Raw genomic sequence first — 14,686 nt, forward strand, 5'->3', positions numbered from 1 at the left:
GACGTCGGCAGCCGGCATCCCACGATGCCGGCTGCTTCTTTTTGCGCTTGATCCGGCGGCGTTGCGGGCCCATCAACGGCCCGGAAGCAGAGCATGTCGCATTTGTCCCGACCGATTTCCGATGGCGGCGCATCCACGATGCGCTGGTTCTTTGCCGGCACACGTGGGGCGACCGCAGTGCCTGGGCTCGTGCTGATCGCGTCCTATGCCGGTTTTGGCGGCCTTGCTCATGGCGTGGGACTGCCGGCGATCGCGACGGTTCTTTCCACCATTTTTATCTGGGCACTGCCGGCTCAGGTGATTCTCGTGGGCGGAATCGGTGCGGGAGCGTCGTTGCCGGCGCTCGCGCTGGCGGTCTGCCTTTCCGGCGTGCGCCTGCTGCCCATGGTGGTATCGCTGCTCCCGCTGATGCGTGGGCGACGCCCGAATCTCATGCGGGAGCTGATCTGCGCGCATTTTGTCGCCGTCACCATGTGGGCGGAGGCGATGCGGCAATTGCCGGGCGTGGCGCCGGAGGGCCGCACGGCCTATGCGATGGGGCTTGGCTGCGGGCTGGTATCATTGAGCGTCGGCGGCACGCTCTTCGGTTATTTCCTCATGGGCGCGCTACCGCCGCCGCTCGCCGTCGCCCTGCTGATGCTTACGCCGCTGTCCTTCACAATCCTTCTGGTCCGCAATGCGCAATTGCCGATGGATTGGCTTGCGATCGCCTTCGGTGCCGTGCTGGCGCCCTTCGTCGCCAATGCCCCGGGGGGGCTCGACCTGTTCTGGAGCGGGGTCGGCGGGGGAACGCTGGCCTTCCTTGCCGCCGAGATGATCCGGCGGATGAAGGGCGCTCAGGCGTGAGCGTCGTCGACGGCGAATGGGCCGCCATCTTCATTGTGCTGGTCGTCGGCTTCCTTCCCAATGAGATGTGGCGCGTGCTCGGCGTGCTGCTCGGGCGGGGCATGGACGAGAATGGTGCGCTGATGCGCTGGGTCCGGGCGGTCGCGACGGCTTTGCTTGCCGCCGTCGTCGCCCGGCTCGTGCTCGTTCCCTCGGGCGATCTGGCCAAGCTGCCGCTGGCTCTCCGCCTTGGCTCGCTGGCGCTCGCCGTTGCGGCCTTCCTGCTCGTGCGCCGGTCGGTCCTCGCGGGTGTGCTCGCGGCGCAGGCGCTGCTCATCGGCGGCGCCTGGTGGCTGGGCCTCTGAACGGTTCATTCAGCCGGCGAGAGCGGCGCGCAGGCGTTCGGCGTGCTCGGCGAGAATTTCCGGCTTCTCCATATCGGACTGCGGCGGCTTCAGCGCCACGCCCTCATGGCGTGGAATGATGTGCATATGCAGATGGAACACCACCTGCCCACCCGCCGTCTCGTTGAACTGCTGGACGGTGATGCCGTCGGCCGCAAACACCTTCATCTGCGCCCTGGCGATCCGCTGCGCGACCTGCACGACATAGGCGAGGTCATCCGTCTCGATGTCGAGAATGTTGCGCGCGGGCGCCTTGGGAATGACGAGAGCGTGGCCGGGGGCGCGAGGCATGATGTCCATGAAGGCCAGCGCGCGGCCGTCCTCATAGATGCGATGGGCGGGCAGTTCGCCGCGCAGGATCTTGGCGAAGATGTTGCTCGGATCGTAATGCGGCATGGCAGGACTCCTCACACAGGCTCCTGCTTCGATGGCAACGAACGGTGCGAAGGTCAAGCGCCGCTCACGGTTCTTCCTCGATCGGCTGGCTGCCACGCCGGAAGGGACCGAGTTCGGCAAGTTCGGCATTAGCCTGCGCGACATAGGCGCGTTCGCGCACGAGATAGTCGGCAAAAGCGCGCCTGAGACCGGGATCCGCGATCCAGTGCGCGGAATGGGTCGTCACCGGCAGATAGCCGCGTGCCAGCTTGTGCTCACCCTGCGCGCCCGCCTCGACGGTCTTCAGGCCGTGAGCGATCGCATAGTCTATGGCCTGATGGTAGCAGACCTCGAAATGCAGGAAGGGATGATGCTCGATCGCCCCCCAATGACGGCCGAAGAGCGTATTCGCGCCGATGAAATTGATGGCACCGGCGATCCAGCGCCCCGCCCGCCGCGCCATGACGAAGAGAATCTGCTCCGGCATGGCTTCGGCAACCAGAGAGTAGAACGAGCGCGTAAGATAGGGGCGGCCCCATTTGCGCGAGCCGGTCTCCATGTAGAAGCCGAAAAAGGCGTCGAGGATCTCCTCGGTGATGTCGGATCCGGTGATCCAGCGAATTTCGATGCCGCTTTCGAGTGCTTCGCGTCGCTCGCGGCGGATCACCTTGCGCTTGCGCGAGGCGAGGGCGGCCAGAAATTCCTCGAAGGAAGCATATCCGGCGTTGTGCCAATGAAATTGCTGGTCGGTTCTCGAAAGATAGCCGGCTTCCAAAAAGCTCCTGGCATCCGTTTCGGTGAGGAAGGTCGCGTGAACCGAGGAAGCCTCGCGGTGTCCCGCAAGCTGGGTCAGTCCTTGCGCGAGCGCGGGGCGGGCGAAGTCGGCATAAGGACCATTGCGCACCAGCAGGCGTGGGCCAGTGGCCGGAGTGAAGGGAATGGCGACCTGTAACTTGGGATAATACTCGCCCCCGGCCCGCTCATAGGCCTCGGCCCAACCCTGATCGAAGACGTATTCGCCACGTGAATGACTCTTCAGAAAGGCTGGACAGGCGGCATGGATGATGCCGTTTTCGTCTTCCAGCAGCAGGTGCTGGGGCAGCCATCCCGTCTGCGCCGTCGCCGAACCGGACTCCTCCACTGCCCGGAGGAAAGCATGGGAGAGGAAGGGATCAGGGGACGCCGAATTGATCGTGTTGTCGAGCGAGCTTAATTGCTTACCGGCCGTGGTTGATATCTGGCTTCCGCGCGCGCAGCTATCCCAGATATCGGCCGGAATGTCCGCGATGCGGCTTTCGACGCGGATGCGCAGGGCAGCTTCAGGCATGAAGGCATGATCTTCGTCGGCTGGCCGCGACGGGCGAGGGCCCGGACGCAGGAAGAAGCGGGTCTTCAGTGTGGCGCGCCAAGGCGCGTCATGAAAGCCCGTTCACGTGCTTGCGAAGGCCGTCGTCTCAGGGGCGGAAGCCTTCGAAGATGATCTGGTCGGCGTGGCGCCGCGCCATCTGGCGGTCCTGGTCGGTGCGCACGGTCCAGGTCAGCACCGGCATGCCGCTCACCGCACGCGCCATGGTGGCGACGGGCGAATCAAGTTCCTTCACGTAGTGCGCCAGGAAATGCGGGCGCGTTTCCGGCGCATGGCGCAACTGGCCCCAGGCGAACTTCGTCTCCGGACTGAGGAAGTCCCATTCGGGATCCTCGTAGTGGTGTTCCATGGTGATGCCGCGGGGCATGTGCGGCGCGATGCGGCGCAGGGCGGCAACCAGTACCGGATCGAACGACATCATCGCTACCGGGCCGCGATAACCGGCGAGCCGGGTGCAGGCGCGCTCGACAACGCTGATGTCGCCGTCGAACCCGCTCTTCAGCTCGATAAGCAGCGGGACGCGTCCCTCCACCCGCGTCAGCAGGTCGGAGAGCGTCATCATCGTCTCCGTCGTGCCACGAAAGGTGAGGCTCTGGAGCTGGCGCCCGGTGAGTGCCTTCACGGGGCCCGTCGCGGTCGTGAGCCGATCGAGGTTGTCGTCGTGAAAGACCACGACCTCGCCATCGGCGGCGAGCTGCACGTCGACCTCGATGCCGTAATTGCCCTCGATGGCGGCATCGACCGCCGAGGGCATGTTCTCGATCCGGCCCGCCGCGACGTCGTGCAGGGCGCGATGAGCAATCGGGCGGGCCAGCAGCCAGCCGAGCGAGGGCGTGCGTTCCATGGTTGCGAGGGCCGCCTTGGGGTATGTGGCGTCAGGCGATTTCGACGATCGCCTCGATCTCGACGCTGACATTGAAGGGCAGGGCGGCGACGCCGACGGCAGAGCGTGCGTGGCGTCCGGCATCGCCGAACACCTCCACGAACAGGTCGGAACAGCCGTTCACGACCTTAGGCTGGTCGGTGAAGTCCGGCGTCGAGTTCACGAAGGCGACCAGCTTCACCACCCGCTTCACGCGATCCAGATCCCCGATGGCGGCCTTGATCTGGGCGATGAGATTGATGCCGCACTGGCGCGCCGCGGCGCGGCCGGCTTCGAGATCGACGTCAGCCCCGAGCTTGCCGGTCAGGAGCGTGCCGTCAGCGATGGAAATCTGGCCGGAGATGAAGAGCAGGTTGCCGGATTGCACGCTCGGCACATAATTGGCGGCCGGGGCGGTCGGGGTCGGGATGATGAGTCCCAGGGTGGCGAGCCTTGCATCCACGGAACCGGACATCTTTGATCTCCTGTGGGCCGGGAACGCGACCGTTCCGAATTTTGCCCTTGTTGTCGCCTGTGTTCGGGCGGGATGTTTGGACGATCGTCCGCCGGCTGGCAAGCGGTGTCCGATGTCGGATCGACTTGCCAGTGTCAGATGAGGGAGTTCGTGCCCATGACCGCTGCCAGCCGCCTCTTGCGCCACGCTCACCTGTCCCTGGCAGGGGGCCTGCTGCTGGCGTCGCCGATCACTGCGCAAGCCGCCGATCTGATTCCCCATCGCGCGGTCTACGCCCTGTCGCTGGACGGCTCGAAAGCCGCCAAGCGAGTGACCGATGCCGATGGCGAGATCGTGTACGAGATTCGCGGCAGTGCCTGCGCGGGCTATTCGGTAAAGCTGCGCCAGCGCACCGATCTCGATACCGACGGCGACGGCGACATGTCCAACGACCTCACTACGACGACCTGGGAAGACGCACAGGCGAATACCTATCGATTCCGCATCACCAACAGCGTCGGCGACGACAAGAGCGACGACACGGACGGTGTTGCCGAGCGCAAGGGCAACACGCTTGCGGTCAAGCTTAGCAAGCCGGATGTAGCCTCCTTCAATGCCGGCTCGGATATTGTCCTGCCGACGCAGCACATTGCGAAGATGCTGGCCGCCGCCCAGCAGGGCGACGCGACGCTGGAGGCGCGGGTCTTCGACGGCTCGCCGGATGGGCGCAAGGTCTATGACACACTGAGCATCATCGGAAAGGGCACACGTGACCAGAACGGGGTCGAGGCGCCGTTGGCAGGCCTCGCCGCGCATGCGCGCTATCCGGTGACGGTGAGCTATTTCGAGCATGGGGGGAAGACGGATACCCCTGATTACATCATCAGCTTCGATCTCTACGACAATGGCGTGAGCCGGGCGCTGAAACTCGATTACGGCGATTTCGTCCTGCGCGGCACTCTTACCGCGTACGAGGAACTGCCGGCGGAGCCTTGTCCGAAATAGGAGTTTCCGGCTTTGCCGCGTTCCGGCGCCCGTCGAGGAGAATGCCGGGCGTGATGGCATCGCCGCCGAACTTGCTGCGCAACGCGTCCATGGCGCGTTCCGCGGCGCTGCGCTTGGCCTGGCCGGGGTCGATCAGATCCGGCGGATCGGCCAGCGCCGGGTCGCAGAGTTCGGACAGGCCGACACCGATGAGGCGGTAGCGGGTCACGCCCGTCGCCTCGCGGATGAGAAGATCGCGTGCCGCTGCGAAGATGCGATGGGCGAGTTGGGTCGGGTCCTCCAGTGAGCGCGCGCGCGTCAGCAGGCGAAAATCGGAGGTCTTCAACTTGAGCGTGACGGTGCGGCCCGCAAAGCCCGCTTTCTTCATGCGGCCGGAAACCTTCTGCGCAAGGGCGAACAGATGCTGCTCCAATGCGCGGAAATCGACGACGTCGCTGTCGAACGTGGTCTCCGACGATATGCTCTTGGTCTCCCGTTCCGGGTTGACCCGCCGGCTGTCGTCGCCTCGCGCGAGACGGGCAAGGCGCAGGCCCTCGGCGCCATAGCGGCGGGCCAGTTCCGCCTCGTCGGCCGACTGAAGATCGGCGATCAGCCGGTAGCCGTCCCGACCGAGCCGCTCCTGTGTCGCGCGTCCCACGCCCCAGATCGTGCCGACCGGGCGAGGGCCCAGGAAAGCGCGCGCCTCCGCCTGGCCAATCACGGCGAAGCCACGGGGTTTGTCGAGGTCGGAAGCGATTTTTGCAAGGAACTTGTTGGGCGCGAGGCCGACGGACAGCGTAATGCCGATCTCCCGTTCGACTTCGCCGGCGAGACGGGCGAGGGCGATGGCGGGCGGCTCGCCATGCAGCCGCTCCGTGCCGGCAAGGTCGAGGAAAGCCTCATCGATGGAGAGCGGCTCTACCAGCGGGGTGAGGTGCAGCATGCGCTCGCGCACCTCCCGCCCGACGGCGGCGTATTTCGCCATATTGGGTCGGATCACCACGGCGTCCGGGCACAGTTGGAGCGCCTTGAACATCGGCATGGCCGAGCGCACGCCGTAGATGCGCGCAATGTAGCAGGCGGTCGAGACGACGCCCCGCCGGCCGCCGCCGATGATCAGCGGCTTGTCCCGCAGCGAGGGATCGTCCCGTTTCTCGACGGCGGCATAGAAGGCGTCGCAGTCGATATGGGCGATGTGGAGATCGAACAGTTCGTCGTGCTGCACCGCCCGCGGGCTTCCGCACGCTGCGCAGCGCCCGTTCCGGATGGAGCGGGCGAGGCAGTCACGGCAGAAGCCCGGCTGGCCCGCCATCGTTGATCCTCAGGATTCGCGCCGTCCGGCGCTCTGGTTGGCGAGAATTTCGCGCGCCGCGACGACATGGCCGGGATCGATGCCGGCGTGGCCGGCATATTCGATCAGCAGGTCCTGCCGGGTGATGAGATAGTCGAGCACGCCGACCTGGAATGCCGGCGAACTCACCGCGCCACGCAGATCGCCCGGCGAAAGACCGCTTTCGGCGAGCATGGGGCCGATTCGCTCGGGATCCGAGATCAGGAAGGTGATGGCGCCGATCGCCACCTCACGCGCGGCGAGCGCAGTGGAGATGGGCTTTCGGCCGGTTGGACGTCCAAGGGCCATTTGCGGTTCCGTAAGGAATGGCAGGTAAGGTTGTCATGCTGAAAAAGCTCGCGCAGGCGTGGCTTTCCCGGCAAGTCTTATAGCAGCCGGGCGCCATTGCGGCGAACGGCCGGGGGCGGGCGCCATGCCGAAAACCGTGATGATCGTGGAAGACAACGAGCTTAATATGAAGCTCTTCCATGACCTGTTGGAGGCCCACGGCTATGCGACGGTGGAAACGCGTAGCGGAGTCGAGGCCGTGGAGCTGGCGCGCCGGCACCGCCCGGACCTGATTCTCATGGACATCCAGCTTCCCGAGCGTTCCGGCCTGGAAGTGACGCGCGAACTGAAGGCCGATCCCGAGCTGAGGGCTATCCCGGTGGTCGCCGTCACTGCCTTTGCGATGAAGGGTGACGAAGAGCGAATCCGCGAGGGCGGCTGCGAGGCCTATCTCTCAAAGCCGATCTCGGTAGCGAAGTTTCTGGAGACCGTGCGCCATTTCGTGAACGAAACGTGATCCTGCACGGTATCGCGCCACGGCCCACGAATCGCCACCGCCCTCCGAAAAGCCCGGTTTTCCGTTGCATTCGCTGCAGGTTGGATTAGCGTTGCCCCTGATCGCTAGCCCTGCGGAGTGCTCAGGTCCGCCGCATCTCCTGGGTCCGTAGGGTCTGATCGGCGGACGGCGTCCCGGGTGGCCTCCCTGTGGCGTCGTCCGCCGATCGCCTCATCCCATCCATAGACATCCGACACGGACTGACGGTGTCGCCGCAGCGCCGTTCTGCAGGCAATAAAAAAGGCGCCCTTGCGGGCGCCTTCGATGAGCAGGCCTGAAAGGCTCAGCTCACTTGATCTTGCCTTCGCGGAACTCGACATGCTTCTTCGCGACCGGGTCGTACTTCTTGACGACCAGCTTGTCGGTCATGGTGCGCGAGTTCTTTTTGGTCACGTAGAAAAAGCCGGTGTCGGCGCTCGACACGAGCCGGATCTTGATGGTCGCCGCCTTGGCCATGGCCGGTCTCCTTGATGGCGAGGGGGACGTCCCACGCCGATATACAACGGATCGCGCGACCAGTCAGAGGCCGCTCGTTGCGGCTCGTATCGGGGATCGCGCGGCAATTGTCAAGGAACACGCGCGACACGCCACGCCACGACGCCCACATAAAACAGGAAGAACGCCGCCAGCGTATAGGCGAAGCCATGCGGATCAATGGCGTCCATGCCGATCCCGACGAGCGGCGGGCCAATGGTGAGGCCGATCGCATAGAGCATGACGAAGACCGAATTCGCCGCGGCGAGCTCCGCGCCATGGAATCGGGCACCCAGATGCGCGAGCCCGACGGTGTACAGGCCTGCGACGACACCGATCGACACGAACAGCACGCCTCGGATCGTCCAGCCGTCGATGGAAAGGAAGGGCAAAGCAAGCACCCCGGCAAGGCCGGTGAGGCCGCAGGCGAGAAGCAATTTGCGTCGGTTCATGCGGTCGCTGAGCAGGCCCAACGGCAACTGGAACATCACGCCGCCCAGCAGGGCCAGGGTCATGAGCAGCGCCGCCTCCGGTTCGCCGAGGCCGCGGCGCATGCCGTATATCGCAAGGAAGCTCATCTCGCCGGTCTCGACCGCGCCGAAGATGAAGCCGGCGAGGCTCGCACTCGGGGCGATGCGCAGAAGGGCGAAGATGCTGAGGCGGCTCTTCTCATGTACCTCGGGAGCGCCTGCCGCACCGAAAAACACAGGCAGGGTACCGAGAGAGAACACGACGGCGCCCGCCAGATAGGGTGCCCAGCCGTCTATGCCGACAACGCCCAGTATGGCCGGGCCCGCTGCGACCGCGATCGACATGGCCGTGGCATAGATGCCCATAACCAGCCCGCGTCGCTCCGGCGGTGCGGCCGCGTTGATCCAGAATTCACTGACCACGAACAGGACGCAGAAGGCGGACCCGGCGATCGCCCGGAGCAGGCACCAGACCAGATAATTGTCCGTGAGAGGGAAGGCGAGCAGCGTCAGAACGGTGAGGGCAAGGGCGCCATGCAGCATGGTACCCACTCCGAACCGCCGGACCAGCCCCGTTATGAAAGGGGCCGTCACGATGTTCGCAATCCCGGCGACGGCGGTGTTGACGCCGATGAGCGTGCGCGAGACGCCCCGCCGTTCCATCTCGATCGCAAGCAGCGGCACCGTCAGGCCGAGACCGATGCCGACGACGGAAATGGTGCCGATGGCGGCCGCGATGGACGCGGCCCGCGATTGCCGGGATGTTTCGGAAGGGGCGAGCATGATGCCCGCCTTCTAGAGCATGGGTCGCGAAAACTGAATGACTTTCGCGCGCCCCGCATGCCTCGCCGTCCAGGGAAGGTGCAGGATCGAAACCGGGAGTCTTTCCGTTGCACAGAAAGGAGGCGCGGGCCGCGGCACGCCCACGGTCAGTCGAGGACCTCGCGATAGAACCGGCTTCCACGCATGTAATAGAACGGCACGCCGCGCCGGGCGTAAGGTGGAGCGGACAGGCTGGCCTCGACGTCGTCCAGCACCGCCTGCGTAATGGCGAGAAGGTCCAGCCTGCGTGCCTCGGCGAAGCTCACCCACGCCAGTTCGGTCAGTTCCGCCTCAGGCCCGACGATGCCTTCGATGCGATGGGCGACGGAAGACGCCTCCGCCATGAAGAAGCGGGTGTCGAAGCGGCGCGAGAGGCGCGGTGGTGTGATGGCGCGGGCGACGAAACGCACGGCCTCGAGGTCGGGATAGAGCCCGGCCTCGGCGAAGGACTTCCAGCCCGGCGGCGCCTGTTCCGGGGAGCCGGCGTCGCGGGTGCCGATCAGCAGGCCGGTTTCCTCGCAGGTCTCGCGGATTGCGGCGAGCGCGAGGGCTCGCGACCGCGCCATGCTCGGACGAACCATGCGCGCGGCCAGGCGCCGCTCGCTATCGGCATCCAACATGCCGTAGACAGCCATGCGCCGGTCGCCGGGATCGACACGCCCGCCCGGAAAGACGAACTTTCCCGGCAGGAACACCGTGCGCTCGTGGCGCCGTCCCAGCAGCACGCGCGGCACGCTGCGTCCACGATCGACAAGGATCAGCGTGGCGGCGTCGACCGGACGGCGGTTCGGATGTTCGCCGATGAGCCTTATGTCGGACAGTCGTTCCGCGAGGGTACGTTCGGGCAAGGCGGGACCATTCATGCGGTGGACGCGTCCGTCGAGAGAGATGCCGGCTGGGCGGCACGGGATCGTATTCGTCGCTGTGCTTGTCGAAGCCGTGCATGTAGACGGCCCACTGGTAGCCGATCAGCGCGCCCTTCAGAGGCGGCAGCAGGACAAGACTGAGAATGAGCGTCAGGGGCAGCCACACCACGAGATGCAGCCATATCGGCGGGTGCCAGGCCATCTCGACCGCCAGCAACGCCGGCACGACGATGTGGCCAACCACGGTGATCGTTGCATAGGGCGGCGCGTCGTCGGCGCGATGATGCCAGAGCTCTTCACCGCATTCGGGGCAATATTCGTTGATCTTGAGATAGCTGTGGAACAGTGCACCCTTGCCGCAGGCGGGACAGCGCATGCGAAAGCCGCGCGACACCGCCTCGCCGACGGCGCGCGGCGGCAGCCCGGCGCGCCTTGCAGCCATCGCCCCGGCCGGCACGGGGTGGGGCGGCAGGGCAGCCGTTTTCTCGGTATTCGGCAATTCGGTCATCGGCGTTTCCCCGGACGAGGCGGCCCGCGGCGGGTGGGGGCCGGGCCACGGCCCTTGCGACCACGTGGAGGGCGCCCGCCTCCCGCTACATAGTGGCCATCCGACAGAAGCTCAAACCGCAACGCGCCGGCGACGGGCGCGGCTTCGACAAGCCGCACCTCGACCCTGTCGCCCAACTGATGGGTTTCGCCCGTGCGCTCGCCGATCAGGGCGTGGCGGGCCTCATCAAAGCGGAAATAATCCAGTCCCAGCGTTGCCGCGGGCACGAACCCGTCCGCGCCGGTATCATCCAGCGCGACGAAAAGGCCGACTTTGGTGACGCCCGCGATGCGGCCCTTGAACACCGCACCGATCTGCTCGGCGAGATGGTGGGCGATCAGCCTGTCGATTGTCTCCCGCTCTGCCGTCATTGCGCGGCGCTCGGCTGCCGAAATGCGCGCGGCGATCTCTGCGAGCTGCTCCGGATTGGCGTTTTCGGGCAGGCCGTCGGGGCCGAGATGCAGCGCACGGATCAGGGCGCGATGCACGATCAGATCGGCATAGCGTCGGATCGGTGAGGTGAAATGCGCGTAGCGGCGTAGGTGCAGGCCGAAATGGCCGTAATTCTCATGCGCATATTCGGCCTGCGCCTGCGAACGCAGGATCACCTGGTTCACCAAGGGGGCAAATTCGGTCTCGGCGAATTTCGCAAGGATGGTGTTGAAGTGGGCCGGGCGCACGACATCCACCTTCGGCAGCTTCATGTCGAGCGTCTGCAAGAACTCGCGAAGCGCCGAAACCTTCTCCAGAGAGGGCGCGTCATGGACGCGGTAGAGCAGGGGCGTGCGCTTTTCCTCCAGCGTCTCCGCCGCGGCGACATTGGCGAGGATCATGCACTCCTCGATCAGCCTGTGGGCGTCGAGGCGGTCCGGCACGATGATGCGGTCGACCGTGCCGTTGGCCTTCAGCAGCACCTTGCGCTCCGGCAGGTCCAGCTCCAGCGGCTCGCGGGCGTCGCGCGCCTTTTTGATCAGCGCGTAGGCGGTGTAGAGCGGACGGATCACCTCGTCCAGCAAAGGCGCGGTGGTTTCGTCCGTGCGGCCCTCGATGGCGGCCTGCGCCTGCGCGTAGGCAAGCTTCGCGGCTGAGCGCATCATGATGCGGTGAAAGCTGTGGCTCTTCTTGCGCCCATTGGCGCCGATGACCATGCGTACGGCCAGCGCCGGCCGGTCTTCCAGCGGGCGGAGCGAACACAGATCGTTCGAGATGCGTTCCGGCAGCATCGGCACGACGCGGTCAGGGAAATAGACCGAATTGCCGCGCACCAGCGCTTCCCGGTCCAGCGCGGTGCCCGGACGCACATAATAGGCGACGTCGGCGATGGCGACGGTGACGATGTAGCCGCCCTCATTGGACGGATCCTCGTCGGCCACGGCATGGACCGCGTCGTCATGGTCCTTGGCGTCGGGCGGGTCGATGGTGATGAGGGGCAGCGCCCGCCAGTCCTCGCGATGGGCCATGCTCGCCGGCCGCGCCACCTCGGCCTCGGCCAGCGCCTCGCGGCGGAAGACGTGGGGAATGCCGTGGGCGTGCAGGGCGATCAGGCTCAGCGCCTTTTCGGTGGAGACGGAGCCGAGCCGCTCGCGCACCTTGGCTGTGGGAAGCCCATAGGCATGGTGGCGCATGATCTCCGCCGAGACCAGATCGCCGTCCTGCGCGCCGTTTTCCTGGTCCGGTGGAATGGCCAGTTCGCGGCCCATATTGCGCTTGTCGACCGGCACGAGCCGGCCGTCCTGTCCGTCCGCAGCCTTGCGATAGATCCCGAGCACCTGACTCTTGGACTTCTCGATGAGCTTCAGCACGCGGCCGCTGTGAAGAACCTCGCCCTCCGCATCGGCTATTTCTTCCGTACGCAGCAGCACGCGATCCCCGATCGTCGGCGCAGGGCCCGCAGGACGTCCGCCGATCCGCGTGCTGCGGGCCAGCTTGACGAGGATCTTGGGGGCCTCGCCGTGGGTTTCACTGTCCCAATCGATCGGCTGGGCAATGAGTTCGCCGTCCTCGTCGCGCTCGACGATCTCGGCGAGCACCGCAGCGGGCAGGGCGCCGGGAACGTGCAGCCTGCGCCGCTTGCGATTGACGATTCCCTCGTCGGCCAGTTCGCGCAGCATGGCCTTCAGCGCAATGCGGTCCTGTCCATCCAGCCCGAAGGCGCGTGAAATCTCGCGCTTGCCGACATCCCCCCCATGAGCGGCGACGAAGGCGGTCAGTTCCTCCTTGGTCGGAAGGCCGCGCGGAAGACGGGGTGTTGCGGGAGCCTTTGGCCGGAAAGGCGCCTTGGGCTTGGAAGGCTTGCGCACGGGTGGGAACATCCTCGGGAACGATGGATTGACGCTAGCCGAGAGCGTCATCCGCGTCGACCGGGCGACGCATCGGCGAAAGCGGTGGCGACCATCGGATTGCGTGATGGATGTGCGCTTTCCATCGATGAAGCGCAAGTTTTTGATCGCAGCGCCCTTGCATTCACACATGCGACAAGCATGGTGCGCGGGTCGTGGCGGACGACGCTCAAAATCCCAACGGACAAGAAAATGGACGCCCGCACTCCTCCCGAGCCTTTCGCCGATCCCGCTTCTACCGCCGATGGTCGGCCGCAGCTCGATCACAGCGAGATTCGCACCATCCTGATCGGCGTCATGCTGGCGATGCTGCTGAGCGCGCTCGACCAGACCATTGTGGCGACGGCGCTGCCGACCATCGGCCTCGCCTTTGGCGACGTGGCGAACCTGCCCTGGATCGTGACGGCCTATCTGCTGACGGCAACTGCGGTGACGCCGCTCACCGGCAAACTCGCCGATATCTACGGACCGCGCCCCGTGCTGCTGGCCGGCATCGGGTTGTTCCTTGTCGGCTCGGTTGCCTGCGCGCTGGCACCCGGCATGTTCTGGCTGGTGCTGGCGCGGGCGCTGCAGGGAATCGGCGGTGGCGGGCTCATCTCGCTGGCTCAAACCATCGTCGGCGTCATGATCGCACCGCGGGAGCGCGGTCGCTATCAGGGTTATTTTGCAGCGGTCTTCATTTCCTCCTCCATCGCCGGGCCTGTGCTAGGCGGCTTTTTTGCCGAACATCTGCACTGGTCCCTGATCTTCTGGATCAATGTGCCGCTCGGCATCCTTGCCGCCCTCATGAGCGAACGGGCGCTGCGCCGCCTGCCACCGCATCACCACAAGCATCGGATCGACCTTCTGGGTGCGCTGCTGATGGCAAGCGCGACGGTCGCGCTGCTGCTGGCGCTAAGCTGGGGCGGCGCGCGATTCGCGTGGCTGTCCATGCCGGTGATCTCGCTGATCGGTGCGTCGGTGCTGCTGTGGTCGCTCTTCGGCGTGCGTGTCGCGACGGCCGAGGAGCCGCTGCTGCCGCTCTCCGTGCTCGGCAACCAGGTCGTGCGCACCGGCGTGGTGGCAGCCGCCTTCGCCATGGGCACGCTGATCGGCCTTTCCATCGAGATTCCGCTTTATCTCGAAGGCGTCATGCATTTGACCGCGAGCCAGTCAGGTCTCGCGCTCATTCCGCTGATGGCCGGCGTCGTGGTCGGAGCGACGGGCACGGGGCGCGCCATGGCCCGCGTGATCCACTACAAGCGCATCCCGATCTTCGGTCTGAGCATCAGCATCATCGCGCTCGGTGTGCTGACGCTGGTGGCGACGGGGCTGCATGTCGGCGTGCTGGTGGTGCTGCTGGGCGTGGCCGGCATCGGGCTTGGCACCGTGCTCCCCGTCTCCACCGTCGCGATCCAGAATGCGGTGCCGCTTGCGCAGATCGGCACGGCGACGGCGGCGATGAACTTCTTCCGCTCGCTGGGCGGGGCGGTGCTGACAGCGGGTTTCGGCGCGCTCGTCATCGGGATGGCCGGCGGGCAAAGCGGGGGGCTCGGCGAGCGCCTGCTGCTGCATCATGGCGACGACCGGATGCTGGCCACGGCCTTCCAATGGGTGTTCGGCGCCGCGGCACTGGCGCTTGTCGGCGCGTTGATCGCGGTCCTGATCATGGAAGAGCGTCCGCTACGCACGAGCGTTCATGCCACACCGGTGATGGACTGACGCGAGGGGTAAAAACCTTCCCC

General features: G+C 65.9%; 15 protein-coding genes and 1 pseudogene. 5 read left to right on the plus strand and 11 right to left on the minus strand.

Going from position 1 to position 14,686, the window contains the following annotated elements:
- Positions 1-93 precede the first annotated feature (93 nt).
- Both MWN34_RS11735 and MWN34_RS11740 read left to right on the plus strand, forming a co-directional pair.
- Positions 94-846 carry an AzlC family ABC transporter permease gene (locus MWN34_RS11735; RefSeq protein ID WP_247029429.1) on the plus strand — a complete coding sequence of 251 codons (753 nt, stop codon included), beginning with the start codon at positions 94-96 and terminating at the stop codon, positions 844-846.
- Positions 843-1,190, plus strand: a complete 348-nt coding sequence (locus MWN34_RS11740) for an AzlD domain-containing protein (protein WP_247029431.1) — start codon at positions 843-845, stop codon at positions 1,188-1,190. Before MWN34_RS11735 ends, MWN34_RS11740 begins: the two co-directional genes overlap by 4 nt.
- Positions 1,191-1,199: 9 nt before the next feature.
- Here the strand turns inward: MWN34_RS11740 and MWN34_RS11745 are convergent, their stop codons facing one another.
- The 4 genes from MWN34_RS11745 to MWN34_RS11760 all read right to left on the minus strand — a co-directional run bounded on the left by MWN34_RS11745 (position 1,200) and on the right by MWN34_RS11760 (position 4,307).
- On the minus strand, positions 1,200-1,625 hold the full coding sequence (locus tag MWN34_RS11745) for an HIT family protein (RefSeq protein WP_247029433.1): 426 nt from the start codon (positions 1,623-1,625) through the stop codon (positions 1,200-1,202).
- Between the two features lie 64 nt (positions 1,626-1,689).
- Positions 1,690-2,931, minus strand: a complete 1,242-nt coding sequence (locus MWN34_RS11750) for a GNAT family N-acetyltransferase (RefSeq protein ID WP_247029435.1) — start codon at positions 2,929-2,931, stop codon at positions 1,690-1,692.
- Between the two features lie 127 nt (positions 2,932-3,058).
- The gene (locus MWN34_RS11755) at positions 3,059-3,814 is read right to left on the minus strand and encodes a glycerophosphodiester phosphodiesterase family protein (RefSeq protein ID WP_247029437.1); all 756 of its coding nucleotides are present in this window, start codon (positions 3,812-3,814) and stop codon (positions 3,059-3,061) included.
- Between the two features lie 31 nt (positions 3,815-3,845).
- Positions 3,846-4,307: a RidA family protein gene (locus MWN34_RS11760; RefSeq protein WP_247029439.1), complete on the minus strand. Its 462-nt coding sequence runs from the start codon at positions 4,305-4,307 to the stop codon at positions 3,846-3,848.
- A gap of 156 nt (positions 4,308-4,463) precedes the next feature.
- Between MWN34_RS11760 and MWN34_RS11765 the strand changes: the two genes are divergently transcribed.
- Positions 4,464-5,291: a cell envelope integrity EipB family protein gene (locus MWN34_RS11765; protein WP_247029441.1), complete on the plus strand. Its 828-nt coding sequence runs from the start codon at positions 4,464-4,466 to the stop codon at positions 5,289-5,291.
- Here the strand turns inward: MWN34_RS11765 and MWN34_RS11770 are convergent.
- The gene (locus tag MWN34_RS11770) at positions 5,248-6,582 is read right to left on the minus strand and encodes a DNA polymerase IV (protein WP_247029443.1); all 1,335 of its coding nucleotides are present in this window, start codon (positions 6,580-6,582) and stop codon (positions 5,248-5,250) included. The genes MWN34_RS11765 and MWN34_RS11770 overlap by 44 nt on opposite strands.
- A gap of 9 nt (positions 6,583-6,591) precedes the next feature.
- Complete coding sequence (locus tag MWN34_RS11775; RefSeq protein WP_247029445.1) at positions 6,592-6,909, minus strand: DUF3572 domain-containing protein; 318 nt, start codon at positions 6,907-6,909, stop codon at positions 6,592-6,594.
- Between the two features lie 124 nt (positions 6,910-7,033).
- On the opposite strand from MWN34_RS11775, the gene MWN34_RS11780 reads away from it, so the two are divergent.
- Positions 7,034-7,405 (plus strand): response regulator, encoded by a 372-nt coding sequence (locus MWN34_RS11780; protein ID WP_247029447.1) that lies wholly within the window; start codon positions 7,034-7,036, stop codon positions 7,403-7,405.
- A gap of 327 nt (positions 7,406-7,732) precedes the next feature.
- Here the strand turns inward: MWN34_RS11780 and rpmG are convergent, their stop codons facing one another.
- From rpmG to rnr, 5 genes and pseudogenes are all read right to left on the minus strand, one after another.
- Positions 7,733-7,900 carry a 50S ribosomal protein L33 gene (gene rpmG, locus MWN34_RS11785; protein ID WP_213341975.1) on the minus strand — a complete coding sequence of 56 codons (168 nt, stop codon included), beginning with the start codon at positions 7,898-7,900 and terminating at the stop codon, positions 7,733-7,735.
- Between the two features lie 110 nt (positions 7,901-8,010).
- Positions 8,011-9,171 carry an MFS transporter gene (locus MWN34_RS11790; protein WP_247029449.1) on the minus strand — a complete coding sequence of 387 codons (1,161 nt, stop codon included), beginning with the start codon at positions 9,169-9,171 and terminating at the stop codon, positions 8,011-8,013.
- 146 nt (positions 9,172-9,317) lie between these two features.
- Positions 9,318-10,073: an NUDIX hydrolase gene (locus MWN34_RS11795; protein ID WP_247029451.1), complete on the minus strand. Its 756-nt coding sequence runs from the start codon at positions 10,071-10,073 to the stop codon at positions 9,318-9,320.
- Positions 10,074-10,176: 103 nt separating this feature from the next.
- Positions 10,177-10,584 (minus strand): annotated as a pseudogene (locus tag MWN34_RS11800) (DUF983 domain-containing protein); the annotation flags it as partial.
- Positions 10,581-12,923: a ribonuclease R gene (gene rnr / locus MWN34_RS11805; RefSeq protein ID WP_343311930.1), complete on the minus strand. Its 2,343-nt coding sequence runs from the start codon at positions 12,921-12,923 to the stop codon at positions 10,581-10,583. The gene rnr and the pseudogene MWN34_RS11800, both read right to left, overlap by 4 nt.
- Before the next feature lie 231 nt (positions 12,924-13,154).
- On the opposite strand from rnr, the gene MWN34_RS11810 reads away from it, so the two are divergent.
- A complete protein-coding gene (locus tag MWN34_RS11810; protein ID WP_247029453.1) occupies positions 13,155-14,663 on the plus strand; it encodes an MDR family MFS transporter in 1,509 nt (502 codons plus the stop codon).
- The last annotated feature ends 23 nt before the right edge of the window (positions 14,664-14,686 follow it).

It is taken from the genome of Ancylobacter crimeensis, assembly GCF_023016805.1.
In the GTDB taxonomy this organism is placed as follows: Bacteria; Pseudomonadota; Alphaproteobacteria; order Rhizobiales; family Xanthobacteraceae; genus Ancylobacter; species Ancylobacter crimeensis.